Source organism: Prevotella sp. AM34-19LB, from assembly GCF_003468525.1.
In the GTDB taxonomy this organism is placed as follows: Bacteria; Bacteroidota; Bacteroidia; order Bacteroidales; family Bacteroidaceae; genus Prevotella.
Map to the genome: position 1 here is coordinate 1 of NZ_QSIG01000037.1, position 25,598 is coordinate 25,598.

The window sequence follows — 25,598 nt, forward strand, 5'->3', positions numbered from 1 at the left end:
AATGCTTCGTTCACATCACTAAATGTTGCCAAGGTAACTATGAAGGAGATGGGAATGGAATATTCTATGTCTTCATTCAAGTCACTGATGACCAACATTTATCTGGTGAGACGAATTTTTAAAGCATGCGGGTACATCCCGAACCGAACTTTAATTAGCAAGATTTTCAAAGATCTCTCGTGCTTACAGCGTATAGCTGCTTAGCACATTATTGAATTATTAACGAACTATTGTATAAGAATGTGGAATAAGTATAAGAAAAAGAATGAGATTAAAATTTTAGTAATATGGATTTAAAAGCTATACAGCAATTGTTGCAAGAGGCTCAGCCTATCTTACAGAAAAGTAAGGCTGAGATGAAAGAGCGTGAGGCAAAAGGCGAATATTTCAATGTTTTTGAAAATTTGCATTTTACACGCCCTGAGGAACATCTGCATACCCCTTTTCTTCGTATGCTGCTTGATAAGGATGCCAATCATGGAGTAGGGAAAGGCTTCTTGGAGGCTTTCCTGAATATGGTTGAGAAAAAGTTGAAGTCTGGTTTTCAATATGATATCAATTCGAGTCATGTTGAATATAAAGACAAACACATTGGTGAAGTAAAAATATCAGAGAAAGATGGAGAGTCTACAGGTGGAGATATTGACATTTTTCTATATGATGAGAAAGGGCATGCTATCATCATTGAAAACAAGTTTGATAGATATGGCAATTCTGCTCAAGATCAACCAAGACAACTTGAGCGATATCATAATTTCGGAAAAAAAGAATATAAGGATAATTTTATCTTGATATATCTCACTCCGTCTGGTCAAGATGCTTCTGAGTATTCTACGGGTCCTAATAAAATAACTTATTATCCGATGAGTTATGACCTATCGGATGATAAGCCAAATATCTTATCTTGGCTTAAGAAGTGCTTGGATATATCAAAAGGATGCCCTCGCATTCATGAAGTGATTAAGCAATATATAACTTATATAAAAAATACAAGACAGATTATGGAAGATGAATTATTGAATTTGTTACTTTCTGAAGAAAATGTAGATGTAACACTTGGTATCTTACGTGATGGACAAAAGATAAAAGAGAAAATCAGAAAAGACTTCTGCAATCAGCTTGTGAATTTGGCAGGTGAATACGGTCTTGAACTTCGTCAACAATATGATGGTAATATCGTTACGTGGAATAGTGATTATGGTTGGATGATTTTCGTAGGTAAGAAGAGACTTCAATCACAAGTAGGATTTGTGGTTGGAAATTATTCACGCACAAACTCAGAATATGGCGGAATGTTATATGGCTTGTCTATCATTAATGGGTATTTCTCAAATTTAGGAGAGTTGAAGAATGTATTTAAGATTGAATCAAGTGATCCTAATGTTCAACCTTTGTTTGGTCCCGAGAAAGAATACCATCAACTTCCTGAAAATAAGGGGAATTTTGAAAGAGAATTTCCTTTTGGATATTCATTTTTGTATGATGAAGATAGAGCGATGGTTAAAAAATGGTATGATTGGGATGATGTCCAGACTTTGGCTGATATGCGCAATGGCAAGATGCTTGATTTTATGAGAACCCGTTTTGAAATTCTGAAAAATAATGGTATCATAGACAAGCTGTAGTTTATAACAACCAAGCATCATTCTCATGAAAGAAATCGCATTTGATTCTTTGCTGCTGATAGCTGCTGACGATGTTAGTCAGCAAGCTATCAATCAGCTTCGCTCAGAAGGAATATATTCCATCGAGAACCGTTCTTGCACACTTATCAATATGATACTGGTATCTGCTGCCGAAGGAGCAGAACATATTCATCAGGTATTGGAGAACCACGAATGTGCCAGAAAGAATGTAGTCGTAAAGATGACTCCGGAACTCAGCATCAAGGATGAATCTGATATAGATTCTATCTTGTCTTTTCAGCAAAATCCAGGCTGTAATCCATATATGGAGTTGAAGCACTTCTTGCAAGTGTACCATGAGAATGTGGAGATTCATGGTATGGTAGGCTTTGATTTCAGAAGTTTCTCCGATATCATCAGAGGAAAGAATGTGGTATCTGTCTATTCGTATGAATATCAAGACGACATAGCTGAGGCTATCAGCCATCTAAAGTCAGTCAATTTAAAAGACAATGGCAAATATCTTCTATCGTTTACAGTAGGTAAGTATGATGAGAAGACTCTATCCAGGCATTTGGCTTCTCTCAATGAATACATGGATGCTTTCCCCGAAGAGAGCAGCCTCTACTGGACATACAGAGTAGCAGCTTCGCAAAAAGTAACTTTGTTTGCTTCTATATCTTCAGGGCAATAAAAGGAAACGTTGATGAAGGAAGAATTCCCTCCGTAAGTATATTAGCTTCATCAAGCATCGAAAGTAGTTTCATCAGACACCGAAACTACTTTCGATGGACGATGAAGCTAACTTCGTTTTTGGGCTTCTTTTCCTAATAAATTTTAGAATAAGCTTGGCTAATTCAGATTTTCTTCGTAACTTAGCAGCGCAAAACGTAAAGCATGTAGGAATATGGCAAAAATAGTAAATAAATATCCTGTAGGAATTCAGACATTTGAAAAAATCCGCGAGAATGGCTATCTCTATATAGATAAGACCAAATATATCGTGGATTTCAGGGAAAAGCAGATGTCGTATGTCTTTCTGAGTCGTCCAAGACGATTCGGCAAGTCGCTCTTTGCCTCTACCCTTCAGGCTTATTTTGAGGGAAGAAAGGAACTTTTCGAGGGATTGGCCATTGCTGATTATGAGAAAGATTGGGTGAAGCATCCTGTGCTCCACTTCGACCTGAGCGGTGCCAAGCATTTTGATGAGGAAGGCTTGAAGCATTATCTCGACTTGCAGCTGAAACCATACGAAAAGCTCTATGGCAGGGATGATGATGAATTGTATCCAAACGACCGACTGGATGGAATCGTAAAGCGAGCTTACAAGCAGACGGGCGAAAAGGTGGTTGTCATTATTGATGAATATGATGCCCCATTGCTGGATGTTGTGCATGAGGAGGATGGTCTCAAGCAGTTGCGTCTTATTATGCAGAACTTCTACAGTCCTCTGAAAAAGCTCGACCCATACCTGGAGTTCACCTTCATCACCGGTATCACCAAGTTCTCGCAGCTCAGCATCTTCAGCGAACTCAACAACCTCGATAATATCAGCATGTTCGACCAGTATTCGGCTATCTGTGGTATCAGCAAGACGGAACTTACTACGCAGATGAAACCGGATATTGAGGCTATGGGTGAAGCTCTTGGTATGACGTATGAGGAATGCCTGGCAGAGCTGACGCAATTCTACGACGGTTATCATTTCAGCGAGAATTCAGAAGATGTTTTCAATCCGTTCAGTCTGGTAAAGGCATTGAATGCACGCAAGATTGCTCCTTACTGGTTTGGCTCCGGAACTCCATCCTTCCTCTTGAAACTATTGGATAAGTATCATGTCAACCTGGCTTCTCTGGAGAGCCAGGAGGTAGTACTGAACTCCTTTGATCTATCTACGGAAGAAATGACGGATGCCTTGCCTTTGCTTTACCAGAGCGGCTATCTGACCATCAAGAAATATGAACCGATGTTTCGGGAATATACGCTAGGCATCCCAAACAAGGAGGTACGCGACGGATTGCTCAATTCGTTGATTCCTCATTATGTGAATCCTCGTCGTTCCGACAACGATGCATTTCTCTTGGGATTCTGCAAGGCGGTTTATCGAAACGATATTGAGGCTGCTTTGGAGCACATGCGCACCTATCTGGCTACAATACCATACGATTTGGAGAATCATAGCGAGAAGCATTATCAGACCATCTTCTATCTGATGTTCAGCTTCCTCAATATCTATATCCGAACAGAAGTGAAGAGTGCCATCGGCAGGGCTGATGCCGTGATGCACATGCCTGATACGATATATGTTTTCGAACTGAAGGTAGATAAGAGTGCTGATGAGGCTTTGGCTCAGATAGATGAAAAGGGCTACATGCTGCCTTATCATTCTGAAGGTAAGCGATTGGTAAAAGTGGGTATCAGCTTTGACAGCACCCAGCGAACCATCAGCGAATGGAAGATTAAGGAAGAATAAGAAAGAAAAAGAAAATGAAAAGATAATCCGAAACAGAAGCATTGGCAGCTATCTGTTTCGGATTTTACATTTCCATAACGTTTTATATCTATTTCATGTTACATGTTTTATGAAATGCCTCAACCATACAGGTCGAAATCGGTTATTATTAGGTTAAAACTGTAAGTAAGTAAACGATTTCATATAAATATAATATAGAAAAGGGTGGTTATTGCTTTTCTTTTTGTATCTTTGCAACCGTTTGACAATTGTACGTGCCAAATCATACATAAAGGAAAAAAGAATATCTAATAATAAATAAGAAGTAATGACTACACTTACAATTTCTATTATTGTCGTTTTCGTGCTCGGCTATGCACTCATAGCTACCGAAAGCTTGACTAAGGTTAACAAGGCTGCGATAGCCCTGTTGATGTTGGTAGGTTGTTGGACCCTCTATATGATGGATCCAATGCAGTATCTCCAGTTGATGCACCCTGATTATACAGGCGGCGCTGCTGGAATGGTGGAGAAGGTGACCGGAATCATCCAGGAACATCTGGGCGATACCGCCACAACACTCTTCTTCCTGATGGGTGCGATGACCATCGTGGAAATCGTTGACCAGAACGGCGGATTCAACTGGGTTCGCAAGGTGATGAAGACCAAGTCGAAGCGTGCGCTCCTCTGGCGTATCGCTATCCTTACCTTCTTCCTCTCTGCAATCCTCGACAATCTGACCACCAGTATCGTGATGATCATGATTCTCCGAAAGCTCGTCACCGACCACAAGGATCGCATGGTTTATGCATCCCTCGTCATCATCGCAGCCAATTCGGGTGGTGCTTTCTCACCAATCGGCGACGTTACCACCATCATGCTCTGGAACAAGGGACTGATTACTGCTGCCGGCGTTATAGCAGAAATCTTCATCCCGTCTGTGGTTTCCATGGTGATTCCTGCCCTCATCCTTCAGACCATGTTGAAGGGCGAACTCGTGATGCCTGAGGTTTCTGACCAGCAGAATGCATCGGTCAGCGATTTCACCGAAGGTCAGCGCAAGGCTGTGTTCTGGTTGGGAGTAGGCGGTTTGATCTTCGTTCCTATCTTCAAGAGTATCACCCACTTGCCTCCATTCGTAGGAATCCTCCTCGTATTGGGCGTTCTCTGGACAGCTACCGAAGTTTTCTATCGCGGTTTGCATCGTGGAGCTGATGCTGAGGGCACTCAGAAGCGAGTAACCAAGTTGCTTTCTCGTGTGGATATGAGTACCATCCTCTTCTTCCTCGGTATCCTGATGGCAGTATCCTGCCTGGCTGAGATTGGCGTATTGACTGCTTTGGGTCAGGGCTTGAACGTCGTATTCGATGGCAACCACTACCTCGTAACTGTTATCATCGGTGTGCTTTCAAGTATCGTTGACAACGTGCCTCTGGTAGCCGGATGTATGGGAATGTATCCTGTGGCAGCCGCTGGCGATATGGCTGTGGATGGTGTCTTCTGGCAGTTGCTCGCCTACTGTGCCGGTGTCGGTGGTTCTATGCTGATTATCGGTAGTGCGCTGGTGTGGTAGTTATGGGCTTGGAGAAGATTACCTTCGGCTGGTATATGAAGCACATCTCCTGGATTGCTTTCGTAGGTTACATCGCAGGTATCGTTTGCTACTGGTTCATCCGCACCTTCCTTTATGCTATCTAAAGGATAATACTTTTCTCTTACGTGAAAAAGTTTTTTTGGAAGAAAAAGTCTCATAGTCTCATTTTCTGTTGGAAATATCGACTTAAAGACTTGATAGATAATAAGATGAAAAGAATGAGACTTCTCGGTTTTGGTGCCGGGAAGTCTCATTTATGTATCATAGAAGTATCATTATTTCACTTTTTCTTTACGAGATATTTCATTCCATCTGCAAATCTCTTGTGTTTCAACTCACTCATATTCGCCAGTTTTCTGCCGAATCCCATCAGGCTGTTTACCTTGAGCGATGAACCAATCTGCTTCTTCAGATAGTCGAAAATTTCGGCGGCAGTAAGATAGTCACCCTCTTTCTCATCCTCAACCAATTCAAAATAGAGCAGGAAATACTGGTCTATCGGCTGGATTATCTCAAACTGGCTGTTGCTCTTCATGATCAGCTTCACCTGCTGCGCATCGAAATAACTCTTTTCGCCATTGTTCAAGGCAGAAAGTGCCTGGGCAAAAAGCTGCTGGTAGTTCGGGCGAACGCTCACGTCGATAGGTCCCGTCAGTTCCACACCGATGAATCTTCGATTGCCGGATGGATCGGAGAGAATATCCTTCATGTTGCTCGTGGCGATGAACGAGGCGAGACGAGGAAATTCCATGACATGACTGCCATACGGAGGTTTGTATTTCAGCGTAGGCAACTGGATGAGATTCTTCAGAAATCCCTGCTGAACCTGTGGCGAAATCTGGTTGAACTCATCGAGATTGATAACCATAAACTGCGCCATCGCCTGATAAACCTGACGCTTTTCCGACAGAATCAGATTGTCACTATACCCCCACTGCAGTTCCGGCGGCAGCAGTCGGCGACAGAAAGTACTCTTGTTGTAACCCTGTTTGGAAATGAGAAGCGGAGCCACCGAGTTGCCGTATTGGCGATGGGAATAGCCGCGCCACTGGTCAACCATGCCCAGGAACCAGGTGTAAAACCAGTCTGCCCAGTGAGGATTGGCGGTAGGCACCGTGCGGGCCAAGGCACGGATATGATCCTTTCCATCCCATTTGTCGTAGCACTGGAAGAGATATTCATCTATCGGATTATAATTTTTGATATAATCTGACTCCAGAAAATTACGTACATCCTTGATGCTCACCCGGATATCAGCCAGCTGCACCTCCAGCGTCATACGCTTCTGCACTCTAGGATCCACAGGTTGGTAGCCATACCATCCCTTGTCCTTCGGCATGTATTCCACGAATTTCATCACCGTGTTGTATCTGAAATCATATCTGCTTTTCAGCAGCTGCATCATGTTCACGATATTCTCGCGAATACTGTTCTTGTCAACTTTCTTTCCTTCTTCTGGAGCCTTGAAATCAGGAATTGTCAGCTGATGATTATCCGTGCTGGGAGCTGGGCTTTGAGATCGTGTATGGCTGTCAATCTTCATCGCCACCGCCTTGCTATTGAAATAAGGCTCCGCATCGAGCGTCATCATGAAACTGTTGTGAATCGAAGGCTCTTGAGATAGGGTAGAGCCAGCCTCGATAGAAGGTTTCGGACCATCTACAAGAATCGAAGCCTTGACAATAGCCTGATATACAGGGAAAATCTGCTGGTAAGCGATGCGATAGAGATGCTCGGCATCCGTTTCAGATGTAGGCAGTGAATCATTTTCGCCCTGGAATTTTATCAGAACGATAACAGTCTTTCCGTCGGCACCTGTGATGGCGGCAAGGGTAGAAGGCAGAATGGCTACCGATCGCTTAATACCCTCCACACCATCCACATCGGTAATGTTGCCAAATTTCAGCAGCAGGATGCCGTTGAAAGCCTTCATCTTCAGGTTGTTGTTTTCGTCTTTGACGAATTCTGCAGCGGGATAGATGTGCATCCATTTCGGCATATCCTTGTAGCCTTCATAGTTGTTGCTAAGATACGGAACGCTTTCGCGGAAGTGGGTGATAGTCAGTTTGCTATCATCCCTTGCGAATCGTTCCATCAGCTTCTCCATCGTCTTGGTACTTACGAGGAGCTGCTTCTTGTTATTTGTATGTACGATAGTTACCTTCATTGTATTTCTGGTTAATGGTTAAGTGTTAACTGTAAATTGTAAATTATCAATTATCAATTGTACATTATCAATTATTAATTCCGTTGCCCAAAACAAGTCCCGATTTTTGGGCACTCATTGCCCGCCTTATGGGCACTTGTTGCCCAGCACTTGTTCTGTGGATGCCCGCTTGGTGGGCTGTGGATGCCCGTGTAACGGGCATGGTAGGATCAGCTAGTGGGCACAGAGGGAACATCTGATGAACTGAAAAAGTAGACATATAGTTGCTCTCCTAAACTGGAATACTAGACATATTCAGTATAGTGAAACGGGAATGAATACATCTTTAGTTTTATCAAACCGTAACAATAAATTCTTGGAAAGATTAGATGTTTGTGAAGTCAATCTCTTCAGAGAAGTGTTCGAACTCAACGTCTTTATATCCGTATCTGGCGAAGAGCTGTTTGATATATTTCTGCTGTTCCGGGAGGAGTTTCAGTTGACCCAGTTTGTATCGGTAGTATTGTCCTTTGCTACCGAGGTAGCTTCTCATTTCGGCGCGCAGTGTGGGTGCGTCTTTCACTTTCATTTCGGCAAAGAGTTTGTCGAATCCCCATGCCATTTTCACGACACGCAGCGGAGCGAAGTACTTGCAATTCCCGTTTTTCAGGGCATTTGGGAAGATGGCATCTCCTCTATCAGTCTTCTTGTTTTTGTAGAGGCCGGATAGATAGTGGATACACTTGTCTTTCATCGGACATGGTTCGGTGAAGCAATAGGTGATGAGGCTAGGAACGTTTCCGTATTCGAAAGCCTTTTTCAAAAGTTCCTTTTCATCCATAGTTGCTATGTTTTTAGTAAAAATTTCTATTATAACGAGAAAAATGGGTATTTATTGCCTGAAAACAAGGATTTTTTTCTGTTTTTGTAGCTTATTTCTGCATTTTAGTAGCATTTTTTAGCTTCTTGACCGCATTTCTCAGCTTCTTATTAGCATTTTTATGATGCATTTCCATAAATTTATGATACTTCTATGATACTTCTTTCTCTATTTTTAGAGAAGTCTCATTAGATAAAATCATCTGAGTGTTAGATATTTAACATTAGGTATTATATAAATAATGAGACTTTGATACTTTTTCCGAGAAAAAATATCTATACGTATGCGCGTGATGAATCCTTGCTGGTATATTGTTAATAATAAGAAAAACGCTTGCTTTCTGAAATGTTATCTGTATCTGACGCACCTACGGAAAGGCTTACTGATCCTATTCCTGTCCTTTTCCAGAGTGGCTACCTTACCATTAAAGGATATGAGAAGAGAGGCAAGTTGTATCATCTCTGTTTCCCTAATCTGGAAGTTAGACAAGGGTTTTCTGATAGTCTCGTCAGGTAAGCAGTAATGTTTACCATCTTTACGATGCTTGGCGAAGATGTGAAGGCGGAGCATACCACTTCGGATGGAAGAATAGACCTTGTGCGCAAGACAGAGCAGAGCATCTTCATCTTCGAATTGAAATATAAGAAGTCTGCTGATACTTGCGTTCTTGAAAAACTAACACCAAAACACCAACAACTGTTAAAAACACCCGCCAAATCATTACTTTTATCCGACAACTCTTGCACAACTCAAATAAAAGTCGTACCTTTGCACCACCAGAACCCCCAAGCCTCTTAACAATGCTCAAATCGGGGGTCGTTTTATTTTTATACTACTATGAGATTATTGTTCGATAAGTCTTTTATGCAGCCTGATGATATGGTTGAGCTGCTTCGACATAGAGGGTTGGAAATCGAGAACCCTCAGAGAGTTTCCTATTATATACGCAACATCGGCTATTATAGGTTGAGTGCATATATGTTCCCATTCCTGCGCCAACCTAAGGATGAGCACCGTTTCAAGCAGGGGAGCAAATTTCAAGATGCACTAAATCTATATCGTTTCGACAAGAAACTACGCCTTTTCCTCTTCAACGAGATAGAAAAGGTGGAGATTGCTCTTCGCAGCACTCTTGCAAACCTTGTTGTTGAGGAGACTGGCAATATATTCTGGATGACAGACGAGACCTTGTTTGCCAATCGTGACAAGTTCAGACGAACCATGGAATTGGTGGACAAGGAACTGAGGAACTCGAAAGAGGAATTCATACTTCATTTCAAGGAAAAGTACAGCAACCCTTATCCTCCTGCATGGATTCTCGTTGAGATACTTCCACTAGGCGTTGTTACACGCATGTTTGAAAACTTGGCTGATAACTCTCTCAGAAAGAAGATTGCTGCACGCTTCGGACTGACTGTGCCAGTATTCACATCATGGATAACCGTTGTCACCCTAACCCGCAATGCTTGTTGTCATCATGCCCGTGTGTGGAATAAAGAGAATGCCATCAGTCCGATGATACCACGAAGACTGAATGACAGGTGGATAGTTTCCGGTGTGTCGCCCAAGCGAATATATTTTGATATCTGCATAATCAAGTGGTTTATTAACATAGTATCGCCCAACAACGATATGCTTGAACATCTACAAGCACTCCTTGCTGAATATCCAATGATTGACATCCGTGCCATGGGATTCCCATCAAACAACTGGGAGAACGAACCGTTGTGGAGCACCAGATGATGAAGATAGAAACTGTCAAAAAAGATGGGGTGGCTTGTACCCACCTCATTAACATTAATTGATAAATATTTCAACCGTACAGGTTGAAATTCTTTAGATACCCAAATGGATACTGTGGTAATTTATGAAGATATGCCGTAGGGGACTTCTGTTTCAAAAATCGGCATAGATTCTTCTCAATCCACACTTGTCTCTCAGCAAACTCATGATGCCACTTCTGCTCTTGATCTTAGCATCAAACCATACTATGATGTAGGTTTTGATGATGGCTTCGCTGATCTTATATGTCGATTGCAAAATGAACTCTATTGAACCCTATTGGATTCTTATTCAGCATTTGTCTGCTGCTCAGTCTCTGTAGCCTGCTGGTGCTACCTCTGCGTTACCTGCCATTCTGCTTGATGCAAAAACGTTGCTTACTGAAACCATTACCATAGCTGCGATAGCTGCAAACATAAACTTCTTCATAATCTTATCTATTTTAAATTGTTACTATATTAATGTTACTTACTTACTTTGTGGATTCATTATCGAACCCGCTATTCATAGTCACAATCTGCGTGTCAAAAAGAAGCGTGAAAATGCTATAGTTTGATTATCAGGTAATTATGTTTTGTATACCAAAAGTAGATGGCGTGGAAAATAAGGAAGGTAGGTGGAAGCATTCCTCAAAATCTAAAGTTGCTAGCCAAGTAAGACTTCTTCTTCTTCCCAATTGTGTCCCCTCACACAACTTTTTTCGAAACTTTATGGCTAAAAATTTTGTAGATTCGATAATATTTGTTACTTTTGCGGTGTCATATCCTTACTGGAAGCTCCAACTGGGCGAAGGTGGGATGGACATATATACATAAAAGGCGTAACTGTACGCTTTGGTTTTGACGCTATTAGAACTTCGCAACTTCCAAATGTCTGTCAAGAACAAAGCAACGGGGACGCCCCTTGGGATGTATTATATATACAGCCCTTGTCGGCTCATAGCATTTCGGTAATGAGTTGATAGGTGGTGCTATATACTTACATCGGCGTGGGGCTTCCAGCGTTGTTCGTTTCGACAGACAGGGCAATGCGAAGGCCTTAATAGCGTGGAACGGGCAACAGACTGGCTCCGCGCTTCTTTGTATATATACCTTAATAATAATCTGGCAGGTTGGGAGCCTCTGTCATTAAATAGGAAAGGCATGAGGCAGTCTGAACGTGCAAGTATAATGAGAATAGTTTCTGATTTGATAGAGGCTGATGGTATCATTGATGCAAGAGAGATTATCTTTCTTGATTCTTTGCGTGAGAAATATGGAATCAAGAAGGAAGATGAAGTAGCTGCTGCCTCCTATACTTTTGCGGCGGCTTTGAACGAACTTCTTTTGGCTGATGATAGTCTTAAGCATGATTTGATTGGTGATTTCAATCAAACGGCAATGTCTGACAATTATTGTGCAAGGGAAGAGGCTTTGCTGATTCTTGCTTTACGTTGTTGTATGACTATCAATATGGGAAGTTCGGTAACTGTACTTTCCATTGATACATCTGAAATAAAATTTGAAGATACTCAAATTCTCTATGTTGAAAGTGAATTTGATAAGAAAATCAATGAGCAAATTCAAAATAGTTATCGGGAAATCTGTTCGGAGATACGGTTAGCGGGTTTTGATTTTGTTTATTTGCCAAAAATAGCGGAACATTATCAAAGTATTTCTGAAACGGATTTGTATCAGATTGCAGATTTCTTATATCCTAAGGTAAGCTATGAACGACTGCAAGTTATTATTAAGCAGTTGCGTAGCTTGTCAACAGAACGTTTTTGTAAAGACCTATTGGCTGCGAAATTGAATGTGAAAGAGTTTGGACTAGTAAATCCTTCTTTCATGATAAAGATTGGGGAATCTTTTGTTAATGATAGAATGGTGTCGAATTTCTTGCTTGTAGAAATAGAGGATGATGCTCTTGGTACTATTCGTAAAATATTGGATTTGTTGGCAGAAAACTACCATAATCTAAGACTGAATTATTTGCAGGAAGAAACCGGACGTTTTATTTTCCGTGGTTTTTATAAGCAGATCTTTGATATTCTAATGCTTCGTAAGGGTGTGAAGAGTTCTGTTGTCATAGATACGTTAAAAGAGCAAATTTACTTTCCTGAGGCAGATGTCAAGTTGGAGAAAATCCACCGAAGAGAGAAGGCATTGTATGCTTTGTTTTTGTTAGAGTCTATGAGTGGAGGTATCAACTTTAATAAGCCTGTAACAGCCAAACAACTTGAAAGATATCAAAAAAGAATGACTGCTATTATGAAGAAATATCAAATCATCTATAAGAAGTTTGGCGGTGAGGCTGATAAAGCTCCTAATATCTTGGATTATGCAACTCGTGCGCCAATGATTGCATTATTGAAAAAACAGATATTGAAATTGAATGATGTTTTGTTCCATGCAGAAGACTATATAATACAGCGTAATATGTATGGTAACTATGGAGTCAGAATCTCGGCAGATTTGATGACTTATCAGGAAGGTATAGATGAGGGTATAAAACAATTAAAGGATTCTGATGAATGGCAGAGAATCTCAGCCTTGTAAGGTTGCAACTTGTTTATTAGACTTTTTACTCTTGCTAGCTTGCAACGTTTGCATATTTAATAAGGTATAGAGAAAAATGATTAGCTTTGCACCATCAAACAGATAATAATAACAATTTAAATATTTGAGAATATGATCAATCTTGAAAAAGGACAGCGCATTAGTATGGATAAAGGGCTGTCATTAGTAGGTGTAGGACTCGGTTGGGATCCGAATGAGGGTTCTGGTTATGATTTCGACTTGGATGCTTCTGCATTCATGTTGGGTGAGAATGGTCAGATTCCACAACAGGAATTCTTTGTATTCTATGGAAATCAGAAAGCTCCAGATGGCTCTGTGGAATCTACAGGCGATGATCTGACTGGTGGAAATAGTGATGGTGGTGATGATGAAACCCTGAATGTTGACTTGACAAAGGTTAGTCAAAACATTAAAGAGATAATCTTTACTGCAACTATTTATAAAGCTGATGAACGTCGCCAGAATTTTGGTCAAGTACGAAATTCTTATATTCGTATCTATGATGCAAAGACAAATACAGAGATAGCTCGTTATGATTTGGATGAGGACTTTTCTATAGAGACAGCTGTAGAGTTTGGTCGTCTGTATCGTCATAATGGAGAATGGAAGTTTGAGGCTATTGGTAATGGTAATAAAGGAGGTCTGCAGGCTCTTGTAAACAAATATGCTAAACAATTTGCATAATCGATTATGGCTATTAATTTGATTAAAGGTCAACGAGTTGAAATCGGATCTGGTTTGACTCGTTTGAAGGTGGAGATGGGATGGAAGGTGAATCCAAATGCAAATCCTGCATATGATTTGGATGCATCTACTTTTTTATTGGGTAATAATGGGCAGATAGAACACGAATATGATTTTGTTTTCTATGGTTCTGGTAATCAGACTCAGGCTTTAGATGATAATGGAAAACCAATCTTTGATAAAAGTGGCAATCCTGTTATGCGTCCAATATCTTTAGATAGAAGCGTCTTAGGCTCTATTGATGATTTAGGTGATGATGGCGATGATACTGGAGAGGGAAATGAGGAAATAGAAGTGGATTTGACAAAAACTTCGGCTAAGGTGCAAGAAATCCTTTTTACAGCAAGTATCTATTGGAGTCCATCAGATGCAAATGACCCTGTGAATGCTCCACGAATGAAGTATAATTTTGGTCAGGTCCGTGATGCATATATTCAGATTAAGAATGCAATAAATGGAGAGGTTATTTGCCGTTATGATTTGGATGAAGACTTCTCTACCGATAAAGGTGTTGAATTTGGTCGTTTATATCGTCGTGGTTCTGAATGGAAATTCCAGGCAGTAGGTGAAGCTCATAAAGATGGACTAGAACCTATTTGCAGAAAGTATGCTTCTAAATTTATGTAATTATGGCAATCATTCTAGAAAAGAGCGGTGATACTCATCGTATTAATTTGGAAAAGCCTACAGCGGGCAAACCTTCTGCAGGTGAGATTGTTATCAATCTTGACTGGAGTAAAGGAGGATTTTTCAAAAATCTCTTTGGTAATGCCATTGATCTGGATTTAGGCTGTTATTATGAATTGCGTAATGGCAAGAAAATGCTGATAGATGGTTTGCAATTTTCTCATGGTAGAGGAGGTGATCGTCATCATGTGACTCGACAAGGTTGCTATGATATGGCTCCTTATATATGGCATCAAGGCGATGATCGTGGAGGTGGTGCCTCTTCAGGAGAAACCATTCTTGTGAATCCTGTAGGTATCAATGAAATCAAGCGCATTATAGTTTATACCTTTATTTATGAAGGCGTAGCTAAATGGTCGGAGACGAATGCTGTTGTAAAAGTCAAAGTACCAGGCAATCAAGAGGTAATTGTGGAAATGGGGCAACAGTACAGTGACAAAAAGTTCTGTGCTATAGCCCAGCTAGATTTTGCTGGTGATAATTCTATTACAGTGAAGAAACTGGTAACATTTCATGATGGACATCGTGATTGTGACAAACAATATGGATGGGGATTCAATTATAGTCCTGGCAGTAAAGATTAATTATTTAAACTTGAGAATTATGGCAATAAAACTTGAAAAAGGACAACGCATTAATCTTGAAAAAGAGACTGGTGCGAAATTGACCAACTTTTGTGTTGGTTGTAACTGGGGAGCTATCATCAAGAAAACATTCTTTGGTTTGTCTACCTCTGTTGTAGATGTAGATTTGGACCTTAGTTGTATGATGTTTGATGCTAATGGTGGTGTCGTAGACCATATTTGGTCTCCTTTATATCAATTCCATGGCAAACTACCTCAAGGCAAGTTGGATTCAAATGATCGTGCTCTTCATCATACAGGTGATGACCTAACAGGTGATCAAAATGGAGATGATGGTCTTGACAATGAGATTATTACTGTTGACTTGAATCGTGTCAGCTATAATGTGAACTCTATCGTGTTCTTTTTGAACATATATAATAATAATGAATATAGTGGTGATTTCTCAGGAATTCCATATGCTTCTATTCGTATGTTTGAGGGTACACCTGAAAGACCACCTAAGCAAGTGTTTGCTCAATATAATGTAGCGACTAAGACAGAATGTGTAGGTAAGCGTGCTCTTGTAATGGGTAAGTTGTACCGACGCAATGGTGAATGGAAATTTGCAGCAATCGGTGATGCGTTTGAAGATAGAACTATCGGACAAACCATTGTTCGTGTGGCAAGAGATTATTCAAAATAAATTATAGTAAAATGAGAAGATTACCAGTATATTTACTCCTCGATACGTCTGGTTCTATGTATGGTGAACCTATCGAGGCTGTTAAAAATGGCGTACAAACGCTTATTTCTACATTGAGAAGTGATCCTTATGCGCTAGAAACAGCGTACATTAGTATTATCACTTTTAATACAACAGCTCAGCAGGTGTCGCCATTAACAGAATTGGCTGCATTCCAACAACCGGGCATTGATGCTGGCGGTTGTACTGCCTTAGGCGGTGCTTTGGAATTACTGTCACAGAAGATTGATAGTGAAGTTACAAAAACTACTGCTGAAGTAAAAGGTGATTGGAGACCATTGGTTTTCATTATGACAGATGGTGAACCGACCGACTCTATTACAAAGGGACTTGAGGAATTCAAGAAGCGTAAGTGTGGTATGGTTGTAGCTTGTGCCGCAGGTCAAGGTGCTAATACCAATACTTTGAAACAAATCACAGAGAATGTGGTACAGCTTGATACTGCTGATAGTGCTACAATCAAGGCTTTCTTCAAATGGGTCTCAGCTTCAATCAGTACAAGTAGTAAATCTGTTGAGGATACTGCTTGCGAGGCTACTACAATGAGTGAGTTGCCACCTCCCCCACCAGAGGTTAATATCGTAGTATAAATTTTATTAAGGATGGTGCTCTTTAGTAAGAGCATCATCTGTAATTTAATCTTTAAACAAATTATGAGTAGAAGATTACCTGTTTATATATTGATAGATACTTCTGGTTCCATGAAAGGTGAACCTATAGAGTCTGTGAAGGTGGGACTGTCGGATATGATAGCATCTTTGCGATTGGATCCATACGCTTTGGAAACGGCTTGTATCAGTATTATAACATACGATAAGGATGTCAAGCAAATTCTTCCTTTGACCGAATTGGAGAATCTTCAATTGCCGGAGATTGCTTGTCCTGAAGCTGGACCGACTCACATGGGAGCTGCTTTGGAATTGTTGTGTCAACGATATGATGCAGAGGTGAATATGGGGTCTAAAGAGCAAAAAGGCGATTGGATGCCATTATTGTTTATCTTGACAGATGGAAAACCTTCGGATTTGTTGGCATACGATAATGTGATACCAAAGGTCAAAGCACATCAGTTCACAAATATTGTGGCTTGTGCTGCAGGACCTAAGGCAAAAACAGAACCTTTGAAGAAGCTTACTAACAATGTTTTTACACTTGACACAATGGATAGTAATACATTCAAGAAGTTCTTCCAATGGGTATCAATCAATATTATAGGAGGTGGTAAGACGATGGGAGTTACAGACCAGCTAGAACTGCCTGCACCTCCAACAGAAGTAAATTTAGTGGTATAAAGTGATATGAATTGCAAGATAGTAGGATATGAGTATAAGACTCTTGAAGTGACATTGTCACCAGGAGAATCGTTTTATGCAGAGCGTGGAAGTATTGTCTATGTTGATGAGGCTTTGCAACGTGATGTGGAGTTTAATGGAAGTGGCTCTAGCAATGGTGGATTAGGTAGCCTCTTGGGAGGAGTCTTGAAATCTGCGTTGGCAGGTGAATCTATTTTGATAATCCGTTTCTATAATCCTACAAATACGGAGAGAAAAATGGTACTTTCTGGTAGTTGTTGTGCTCTCGTTCCTATTAGATTGCAAGGAGAAAACTTAATCTGTCGTCGTGGACATTATGTTGCATCCACGAATAAGATAAACTTGAACCTTAATATAAGCCTTCAAGGATTAGTGGGTGGAGTAGGACTTTTCCAAAAGATAGATGGTAATGCTACTGTTTTTCTTGATTCCCTTGGTTCCCCAATAGAAAAGATTCTGGGTAATGGTGAAACAATTGAAATAGATGAAAATCATATCGTAGCCTTTCAAGGTTTCTCTCCTTCACAGATTCAGGCAGGTTGGTCTGTTGGTAATGTATTGAGAGGAGAAGGATTGAGTTTGATGAAAGTTACGGGACCAGGTAAGGTTTATCTGAGCCCTCTTCCAATATTAATTCATTCTACAAAATGAACAAGGGTATAACAATATTAATAGATAGTTCTGGGTCAATGGATGGTGAACCTTTATGTAGGGCTCATCAAATGGTGTGTGACATAATATTTGCATATCATAATTTAATGCAAAAATCTCTATGGGTATGCAAAGATTGGATTCACATGATTCTATATAATTCAAATCTTAATGAGGTTATATCTCACCATGAATTGGCATATATTAGAAAAGAAAAACCAAGAGGAATTGATTTGACAATGGGGATGATACAGCCTCCTTTTTTTGAGTTTTGTGGACATGGACCAAAGTGCTTAGGTAAAGCAATAGAGTATGTGATAAATGGTTATCATGGTGATATATTACTAATAATCACAAAGGGAACCCCTTCTGATATCTTTTGTTTTAATAGTTTAATTGGAAAATGTCAAATCGCATATAAAAAAATATTAGTTTTACATGGTAATTTTGCTAAAAAGGTAGCATATGAAAAATTAACAAAAAATATTTATCCTTGGGATAGTTTTGATAGTGTTGAAATAGTGAAAAATATGTTTGATATGGACGATACTCTCAAAAGAAAAGTATTGGAAAATCCACCAAGAATAATAGAATTAACAATTTAATAACGATAAAACAATGAGAAGATTACCTATATATTTCCTCGTTGACGTATCAGAGTCAATGGTAGGAGAGCCAATCCAGCAAGTGCAGGATGGTATGAGAATGATAGTTCAAGAATTGCGTACCGATCCGTATGCTCTTGAAACAGCATATATATCTGTGATAGCTTTTGCTGGTAAGGCAAAAAGTGTAACGCCTTTGACGGAATTGTATAAATTCTATCCTCCAACGTTTCCTATTGGTGGAGGTACGTCTTTAGGTGCTGCTCTTAACTTTTTGATGGATGATATGGACAAGTCGTTAGTGAAGACAACCTTGGAGAAAAAAGGTGATTGGAAACCAATCATTTTCCTCTTTACAGATGGAACTCCTACAGATGATCCAACTCCAGCTTTCACTCGTTGGAATCAGAAGTATCGTCATTCAGCTAATATTGTAGCAATATCTATCGGTGATAATGCGAATACGCAGTTGCTGGGACAAATATCTGAAAATGTGCTTCGTTTGAATAATACTGATGAAATTTCGTTCAAGTCATTCTTCAAATGGGTTACAGCTTCCATCAAGGCAACAAGCGTTTCTGTGACGGATATGGGTGATGATGAAGTAAAGTTGGCACCTACATCTGGTATAAATCTTGAAAAGGTAGATACTTCTAAGCCTTGTATCATAGATGAGAATTTTGTAGTGTTGGTAGGCAAATGCTCCAATACCAAGAAAACTTATCTCGTAAAATATGCAAAACGAATGGCAGAGTACAAGGACATGGATTACGGAAACCTTGGCTTATTGAAGAATGAGTTTAAGTTGGTTGGTGCTTATCCTATAGATGAAGAAATATATAATAGCTTGTCTGATGGAAATTCTAACCAGAGTATCAATACTACTGCTTTGCGTGGTGTACCAACCTGTCCTTGTTGTGGCGCACAATTAGGTGTAGTGGTCTGTGAATGTGGTAATATTATGTGTTCAGACGGAAATGCGACAGCTTGCCCTTGGTGTGGTATGGAAGGCTCTTTGGGTGAGATTGCTGCAGGTGGAGCTGATATAACAAGAGGAAGAGGATAAAGCTATGAATGTAGAAAAGATAATAGATATAGTTTGTCAAGGGAAAAACGACGAGAAGGTGGAAGACTTCTTGAAGTTCCTTTCAGACAAATTGTGGAATCAATATAAAGAACATCTGATGGACAATATTTTAGTTGCAGAAAATAAAGTAAAGTCTTTAGCATTTTCGATACCGAATGCTAAAGAAGGAAAGGAATATTCACAGACAGTGAACGTTCCTGATGAAAATATGGTGCTTGTTGAAGTAAGCGGCATATCAGAAGAAATGCATGGCTTGACAATAACTGTGACAGAGGATGGACATAGTTTTACAATTAGTGGTTTACCAACTTTAGAGCCATTACGTAATGGTGGTACAGCAACGGCTGAATCAACATTTGAATTGACGCTATGCTATAAATATAAAGGTATATTCTTGCCAGAAGATAGACCCGTCTTAGAACGTAAGATTCCTTTTGTCATCAATCAAGACCCACGTAAATTGTGGAAGAATTTACCTGTGGATTGGGAAAATATGCCTGAACCACGTTATCAGAATGAAGATGTACAATGTGAATATGTGAAGGTTGAGGCTCTGGATGACGGTGCTCCTCAAAAGGATATTGTAGCTGCCAGCAAGCGTGGTCGTTCGCATGCCCAAGAAGCAAAACCTCGTGATGACCATTTCAAAATGGCTCATCTTGAAAATGGATGGTATATTATGGCTGTTGCTGATGGAGCTGGTTCTGCTCCCTTTTCTCGTGAAGGTTCTCGAATAGCTTGTGAAACGGCAGTCGATTATTGCAAGGAGCAATTGTTGGATAGTAAGAAATTTGAAGAAGAGATAGATACATATGACCAGTTTAAGGAAGACAGCGAAAGCGAGGCTCGTAAAATGGTTGGGGATTATATCTACAAGATTGTTGGTACGGCTGCCTTTCGTGCTCAAAAAGCAATTTATGCTGAGGCTGCTGCACATAATCAACCAACAAAGATTTATGCTACGACTTTATTGTTGACTATTTGCAAGAAGTTTAGTTATGGCTGGTTTGTTGCATCTTTTTGGGTTGGCGATGGTGCAATATGTCTCTATGACAAAGAGATGCATACCGTAAAATTACTTGGTGTACCTGATGAGGGAGAGTTTGCTGGTCAAACTCGATTTTTGACAATGCCAGAGATATTCAAGGATGCGACAGCTTTATACCAGCGTCTTCGCTTTTATATAGTTCCAGACTTTACTGCATTGTTCTTGATGACAGATGGCGTAAGTGACCCAAAGTTTGAAACAGACGCAAATTTGAATAATCCTGATAAATGGGATGCACTTTGGAATGATTTAAAGGAAAAAGGGGTGGATTTGTCTGATGATAATGAAGCAGCCAAAGAACAACTTCTTAACTGGCTAGACTTCTGGTCACCAGGTAACCATGATGATAGAACGATTGCAATATTGTATTAGAAAGTATATTATGGCAAACAAAGTAATATTAAAGGCATCTGATGGCACAACCGTTGAGTTTTATGATGAAATCAAAGCTCAAGGTGGTGTCAAGGATGTTTATTTTTCAATAGACAAGACATACGTTGTCGCTTTTTATCGAAAGACTCTTTCACCAAGTGATAAAAATCGTTTGGAAAATATTGTAGGCCCTTACCATAAACGAATATTTGAGACTGTAGAGGGTAAATATTGGAAAGACTATTTAATTATGCCAGATCGACTTGTTGAATGGAATGGAAAGATCGGTGTGGTCTTACCCTTTTATCCAAGTAAGTATTTCTTTAAAGGTGGGCCCTTTGATGGTAAGGAAAAAGAAGGTAAATGGTTTGCATCTGCAAAATTGAGAAATCGTTTTGTCTCAGCAGACCAAAAGGGTACTTGGCTTTCTGATTTACACATGTGTTTAAAACTAGCTCGTGCTGTCAGAAGGTTGCATGCTGCCGGTCTTGCTCATTCTGATTTATCGTATAAAAATGTGCTTGTAGATCCTATTTCTGGTAATTCTTGTATTATTGATGCTGATGAATTGGTTGTTCCTGGAAAATATGATGCAGGAGTTTTAGGTACACCTGATTTTATAGCACCTGAGGTTATGGAAACCAAAGGCTTGAAGATTGGCGATCCTAATAAAAAACTTCCGAGTATCGCAACAGACCGTCATGCTTTAGCTGTGCTCATATATATGTACTTGCTAAATCGTCATCCTCTGCGAGGTGGCAAAGTATGGGATATAGATCCTGCAAAAGACGAAGAGTTGTCGATGGGAGAAAAGGCTTTATTTATAGAGCATCCGACAGATAAGACAAATCGTGTCAAACCTCAAGATCTAGATAAGAGTCAGTTGCCACAAGGTGACCCTACAAAACTACCATATACAATTTGTGGTCCGTATTTGAAAAAGTTATTTGATAGAGCTTTTATAGATGGACTTCATAATCCTTCTGCTCGTCCAAGTGCTGCCGAATGGGAAGATGCTTTGGTTAAAACTTGTGATCTGGTTCAACCTTGTCAAAATCCGAAATGTGAGGCGCATTGGTATGTCTTTGACAATACTACCAAGCCAAGATGTCCTTTCTGTGGAACAGAATATAAAGGGCAATTGCCTATTCTCAATTTCTATTATGCACCTTCTCACGGAAAGTATATGTCTGAGAATTACAGATTGATGGTGTATGATAAGCAGACTTTGTATAAGTGGCATTCTAATCGTCTTGTTTCTGCAAATGAGAAAACGACAGATGAGGATAAAAAACCTGTAGGTGATTTCCATTTCTTTAATAATCAATGGATTCTCATCAATCGCCGTTTGCCAGATATGTATGATGCGACGGATAAAAAGCCTATTGGTATTGGGGAATATGTGCCTTTGACAGATGGTAGGCAGATTTTGCTTGATAAAAGTCAAGGAGGTAGATTAATAGTTGTTCAACTTGTAAATAATTAATGTTATGGGTATAGATTTGAATAAAACAGAAGAACAGATAGTTTCTTCTCAATCGGCAGAGAATAGAACTGAAGAAAAAATGGTTGAAAAGCAAGCTATGTTTTCTCATATTTTTTCTTTTTCAGGAAGAATTAGACGTATGGAGTTTGGCTTGTCATATATTATTTATGGTGTATTGGCGATAGTTTTGTCCGTATGTGCTGAAGAAACTCCTTTGTTAGGATTGTTATATATTCCTCTTCTTTGGTTTACATGGGCGCAAATGTGTAAACGCTTTCATGATAAAGGTGAGTCTGGTCTTCGTATCTTTACGTTATTGATACCGCTATACAATATATATGTTATGATAATGTTATTCTTTGAGGATGGAGAACCATATGAGAATGACTATGGAAAAGATCCTAAAGGAAGAGATATGTATGCATAAATGCAATATTTATGAATATTTACGTAATCCGCAACAATCATCGCTTTGGACCATACGATGAGCAAACTTTGCTCTTGTATGTGAACAATGGACAGGTGCTAAAACAAGACAAGGCTATTGCTGATAGTGATAGCTTTGAACGGACAGTTGGCTTTTATTTGAAACGAGCTAACTTGAAGAGTCATGTCCAAAACAAAGGAAATGTATTAGCACAGTTGTCTGCGATAGGTTCGGAGTTAATATTCCCGAAAGCCAAGTTGTTTTCCAAGCAATTCCTTTCAGATCAGCGATTCTTAATCTTGGCTTTAGTGGGATTGTTGCCAATGATTATTATGACCATACCATTAGGAGGATTTTTCATTTTTTATGAGGTCTCATTGTACTTCTCAATAATTTGGGGCTTGTTCTTCTATGCTTGTTTTAAAACCCATCAGGTCAAGTTGAAGACAACTTTGAATGTATTCTTTTTGACTCAACTTTGTGTGTTTGTTGCATGGGATTTGTTAGGATTACCTAAAGTCAATCCTTTCTATGCTTTTACAGGTGTGCATTTTCCTTTTAATCTTCTTGGGTACGTCTTTGGAGTTGGACTTACGGAAGAATTCGGAAAGATGATACCGCTCCTTATTATATTAAGGAAGGCAAAGGAACCGTTAATACCTCAAACGATGGTGTTTTATGGCTTGATGGCAGGAATCTCTTTTGGAGTTTTTGAAGGAGTTCAATATCAGATGACGGTAAATGCTGAGCAGACGTATGATGTTTCGTTCTTCCTTAACATCGCAAGATTGACAAGCTTGCCGTTCCTTCATGCTTGTTGGTGTGGTATTGCAGGTTATTTCTTGTCGTTTGCTCATCTCTATCCAAAGTATAGGCGAGGATTATATGTTCTTGCAATCAGTATTCCTGCTATAGTTCATGGATTATATGACTCCTTTGCTGATTTAGGGGCTATTTCGCTTGTTATGGTGTTTTTAGGGTTGATGCTTTTGATGATGTATTTGAAACAAAGTGTTGATTATCAGTCGAAATTGAGGCAATGAAGAATGGCTTATAACCTTGCAAGCAAATGTGAGAGCCTTAGAGTATATAGTGAGTGTAACGTTAGGGAATCTCTGTCTTGTTGAAAGAAAAGCAATACCTTTGCACCAGAAAATAAAAATAATAACAATTAAAAATAAAGATTATGGGATTCTTTAATTTTCTCAACAAGAAGAGTGATAACGAGAGCGCAGCTACCGTTTCACTGCCAGTAGTAGAACCTTCTGAAGCAAAAGAGGAGGTTGAAAGTGTAGCACCTGTTAAGGCTGAAGACTCGAATGTTAATAAGCCGTTGACAGTTTCTTATGCTACAGGTTGGCCTATAGATGTTATCTATGGTTATCTTCATAAGAATTATGAGGATAAGGGCTTTGCTGATGCTATGGTCAAGAGTGATTTGGCTTTCCGTGATTTAAATATGAGTCTCATTCGTAATAAGATACTCATGGTGTTCAGAGAAGTCAACCTCAACTATGATGTGATGAAGCAAGATTTGCAAGTCCGTATAGATAATTGCAATGCTGCAGGTTTACTGACAACAGTTGCCGAGATAGAGAAGACGATGTCTCTTATTAATTCTCATAAGGAAGAGTTAAAGCAATTAGAGATAGATTTTCGTAATAATGCAAATGAGGCATCAATTCCTTTGCAATCGTATGATTGTGGATTCTTGAGAGGTATTGCAACTATCGCTTTAAGTGGTGCTAAAGGTTCTGCTGTTCCGCAGGTGCCTAATATTAATAATGTTGCAGCAAAGCAAGCTATTGCATAACTGGAAGTTGAACTCATAAAATTGATGGTATATGAATTGGTGGATTAAATTAGGATGCAAGTTGACTGGTTGGAGCTCTAGTGTATTGAGTCAGTGTTCTGAGGCAAGTAAGACTCAATTGAGTAAATATACATCAGCATTGCTTATTCTTATGATAGTATGGAGCATTACTGGCTTCTGCTTCGCTCAGAGATATATTGGTCTTCCTATTTGGGGCTGTATTTTGGTATCTTTGGTATTTGTTACGATTGTTGTTATGATTGAACGCCAAATTCTATTGGCGTTGCATCCTACTAAAAAGTTAGCTACGTTTAGATTGGTTATAGCAATAATAATGGCAATTGTAGGTTCTTCTATCTTTGATCAAACGATGTTTGGAAAGGATATTGACAAGCAAATGGCTGATACGATAGAATTGCAGACTGCTGATCTTACTCAGAAGAGAGTCAGTAACATAGATAGTAAACTGATGGCGTTTCAGATAGAAAAAGATTCTTTGAATAAGGTTAATTCAGAATTGCAGGCAGATGTGAATGCTCATCCTTGGATTATTCAAAAGTCTGTCACTAATAGTCAGGATCGTCTTGTAGTCAATGGAAAGATTAAGGTTGTGAATAATCCATCAGTGACGACAAATCAAGTAGCTAATCCAAAACAGATAGCTATTGCAGCAAATAATGAAAAAATCAAGCAGATTGTTTTACAAGAGAATGATTTGAACAAAAAGAAATTGACTGTTGAAGAAGATACTAGAAAAGAATGCCAAGCCAATGTTGGTTTCTTGGAAGAATTAGAGGCTATGGTATCTATAGTGACAACAAGAACTGTTGCTGGTATCTTTTATGTGATCTTCTTTCTATTGTTGATGAGTTTGGAGCTCTTTGTTGTTACGAGTAAGATGGGAGATGAAGAATGTGATTATGAATTGGCTATAAAAGGAGCTGAAAGAGTAAAAATGGCTCAGTTTAATAGTGCCTTTAGTAAGGTAAGTGTTTAATT

General features: G+C 39.5%; 23 protein-coding genes and 2 pseudogenes. 22 read left to right on the top strand and 3 right to left on the bottom strand.

The genetic code is table 11. The features are described from left to right. Nucleotides 1-287: 287 nt before the first annotated feature. The 4 genes and pseudogenes from DW830_RS11225 (at nucleotide 288) to nhaD (ending at nucleotide 5,775) form a co-directional block, all read left to right on the top strand. Entirely contained in the window at nucleotides 288-1,625 is a 1,338-nt protein-coding gene (locus DW830_RS11225; RefSeq protein ID WP_119249966.1) for a PD-(D/E)XK nuclease family protein, read from the top strand. Between the two features lie 25 nt (nucleotides 1,626-1,650). Further along, entirely contained in the window at nucleotides 1,651-2,319 is a 669-nt protein-coding gene (locus DW830_RS11230) for a hypothetical protein (protein WP_119249967.1), read from the top strand. Nucleotides 2,320-2,532: 213 nt separating this feature from the next. Then, complete coding sequence (locus DW830_RS11235) at nucleotides 2,533-4,098, top strand: ATP-binding protein (protein ID WP_119249968.1); 1,566 nt, start codon at nucleotides 2,533-2,535, stop codon at nucleotides 4,096-4,098. 307 nt (nucleotides 4,099-4,405) lie between these two features. Beyond that, nucleotides 4,406-5,775, top strand: a pseudogene (nhaD, locus tag DW830_RS11240) (sodium:proton antiporter NhaD). Nucleotides 5,776-5,951: 176 nt separating this feature from the next. On the opposite strand, the gene DW830_RS11245 reads toward nhaD, so the two are convergent. Further along, entirely contained in the window at nucleotides 5,952-7,838 is a 1,887-nt protein-coding gene (locus tag DW830_RS11245) for a VapE domain-containing protein (RefSeq protein ID WP_119249969.1), read from the bottom strand. A 364-nt stretch (nucleotides 7,839-8,202) separates the two neighbouring features. Then, entirely contained in the window at nucleotides 8,203-8,658 is a 456-nt protein-coding gene (locus DW830_RS11250) for a DUF6078 family protein (protein WP_119249970.1), read from the bottom strand. 399 nt (nucleotides 8,659-9,057) lie between these two features. Between DW830_RS11250 and DW830_RS16950 the strand changes: the two are divergent. Then, nucleotides 9,058-9,495 (top strand): annotated as a pseudogene (locus DW830_RS16950) (PD-(D/E)XK nuclease domain-containing protein); the annotation flags it as partial. Nucleotides 9,496-9,534: 39 nt separating this feature from the next. Further along, entirely contained in the window at nucleotides 9,535-10,440 is a 906-nt protein-coding gene (locus tag DW830_RS11260) for an Abi family protein (RefSeq protein ID WP_119249972.1), read from the top strand. A 153-nt stretch (nucleotides 10,441-10,593) separates the two neighbouring features. On the opposite strand, the gene DW830_RS15870 is transcribed toward DW830_RS11260, so the two are convergent. Continuing rightward, nucleotides 10,594-10,737, bottom strand: coding sequence for a hypothetical protein (locus DW830_RS15870; protein WP_158573489.1), 144 nt, complete (start codon nucleotides 10,735-10,737; stop codon nucleotides 10,594-10,596). Between the two features lie 884 nt (nucleotides 10,738-11,621). On the opposite strand from DW830_RS15870, the gene DW830_RS11270 reads away from it, so the two are divergent. The 16 genes from DW830_RS11270 (at nucleotide 11,622) to DW830_RS11345 (ending at nucleotide 25,596) form a co-directional block, all read left to right on the top strand. Continuing rightward, nucleotides 11,622-13,016 (top strand): hypothetical protein, encoded by a 1,395-nt coding sequence (locus DW830_RS11270; RefSeq protein ID WP_134843819.1) that lies wholly within the window; start codon nucleotides 11,622-11,624, stop codon nucleotides 13,014-13,016. Nucleotides 13,017-13,148: 132 nt separating this feature from the next. Next, complete coding sequence (locus DW830_RS11275; protein ID WP_089543821.1) at nucleotides 13,149-13,721, top strand: TerD family protein; 573 nt, start codon at nucleotides 13,149-13,151, stop codon at nucleotides 13,719-13,721. Nucleotides 13,722-13,727: 6 nt separating this feature from the next. After that, nucleotides 13,728-14,408: a TerD family protein gene (locus DW830_RS11280; protein ID WP_119249974.1), complete on the top strand. Its 681-nt coding sequence runs from the start codon at nucleotides 13,728-13,730 to the stop codon at nucleotides 14,406-14,408. A gap of 2 nt (nucleotides 14,409-14,410) precedes the next feature. Next, a complete protein-coding gene (locus DW830_RS11285) occupies nucleotides 14,411-15,052 on the top strand; it encodes a stress protein (protein WP_119249975.1) in 642 nt (213 codons plus the stop codon). A 19-nt stretch (nucleotides 15,053-15,071) separates the two neighbouring features. Then, nucleotides 15,072-15,737, top strand: coding sequence for a TerD family protein (locus tag DW830_RS11290; RefSeq protein ID WP_119249976.1), 666 nt, complete (start codon nucleotides 15,072-15,074; stop codon nucleotides 15,735-15,737). 11 nt (nucleotides 15,738-15,748) lie between these two features. Then, nucleotides 15,749-16,387, top strand: a complete 639-nt coding sequence (locus DW830_RS11295; RefSeq protein WP_118141192.1) for a vWA domain-containing protein — start codon at nucleotides 15,749-15,751, stop codon at nucleotides 16,385-16,387. A 63-nt stretch (nucleotides 16,388-16,450) separates the two neighbouring features. Then, nucleotides 16,451-17,089, top strand: a complete 639-nt coding sequence (locus tag DW830_RS11300; RefSeq protein ID WP_119249989.1) for a vWA domain-containing protein — start codon at nucleotides 16,451-16,453, stop codon at nucleotides 17,087-17,089. Nucleotides 17,090-17,095: 6 nt separating this feature from the next. Continuing rightward, nucleotides 17,096-17,761, top strand: a complete 666-nt coding sequence (locus DW830_RS11305) for an AIM24 family protein (RefSeq protein WP_119249977.1) — start codon at nucleotides 17,096-17,098, stop codon at nucleotides 17,759-17,761. Between the two features lie 38 nt (nucleotides 17,762-17,799). Continuing rightward, a complete protein-coding gene (locus tag DW830_RS11310) occupies nucleotides 17,800-18,366 on the top strand; it encodes a hypothetical protein (RefSeq protein ID WP_233544497.1) in 567 nt (188 codons plus the stop codon). A gap of 13 nt (nucleotides 18,367-18,379) precedes the next feature. Further along, on the top strand, nucleotides 18,380-19,432 hold the full coding sequence (locus tag DW830_RS11315) for a TerY-C metal binding domain-containing protein (protein ID WP_119249979.1): 1,053 nt from the start codon (nucleotides 18,380-18,382) through the stop codon (nucleotides 19,430-19,432). Between the two features lie 4 nt (nucleotides 19,433-19,436). Beyond that, the gene (locus DW830_RS11320) at nucleotides 19,437-20,873 is read left to right on the top strand and encodes a PP2C family serine/threonine-protein phosphatase (protein ID WP_119249980.1); all 1,437 of its coding nucleotides are present in this window, start codon (nucleotides 19,437-19,439) and stop codon (nucleotides 20,871-20,873) included. A gap of 10 nt (nucleotides 20,874-20,883) precedes the next feature. Then, nucleotides 20,884-22,359, top strand: a complete 1,476-nt coding sequence (locus DW830_RS11325; protein ID WP_119249981.1) for a helix-hairpin-helix domain-containing protein — start codon at nucleotides 20,884-20,886, stop codon at nucleotides 22,357-22,359. A gap of 4 nt (nucleotides 22,360-22,363) precedes the next feature. After that, nucleotides 22,364-22,786: a DUF805 domain-containing protein gene (locus DW830_RS11330; RefSeq protein WP_199656129.1), complete on the top strand. Its 423-nt coding sequence runs from the start codon at nucleotides 22,364-22,366 to the stop codon at nucleotides 22,784-22,786. Between the two features lie 11 nt (nucleotides 22,787-22,797). Next, a complete protein-coding gene (locus DW830_RS11335) occupies nucleotides 22,798-23,829 on the top strand; it encodes a PrsW family glutamic-type intramembrane protease (RefSeq protein WP_119249982.1) in 1,032 nt (343 codons plus the stop codon). 143 nt (nucleotides 23,830-23,972) lie between these two features. Continuing rightward, nucleotides 23,973-24,599 (top strand): hypothetical protein, encoded by a 627-nt coding sequence (locus tag DW830_RS11340; RefSeq protein ID WP_119249983.1) that lies wholly within the window; start codon nucleotides 23,973-23,975, stop codon nucleotides 24,597-24,599. A 31-nt stretch (nucleotides 24,600-24,630) separates the two neighbouring features. Then, nucleotides 24,631-25,596, top strand: coding sequence for a DUF4407 domain-containing protein (locus tag DW830_RS11345; RefSeq protein WP_119249984.1), 966 nt, complete (start codon nucleotides 24,631-24,633; stop codon nucleotides 25,594-25,596). Nucleotides 25,597-25,598 lie beyond the last annotated feature (2 nt).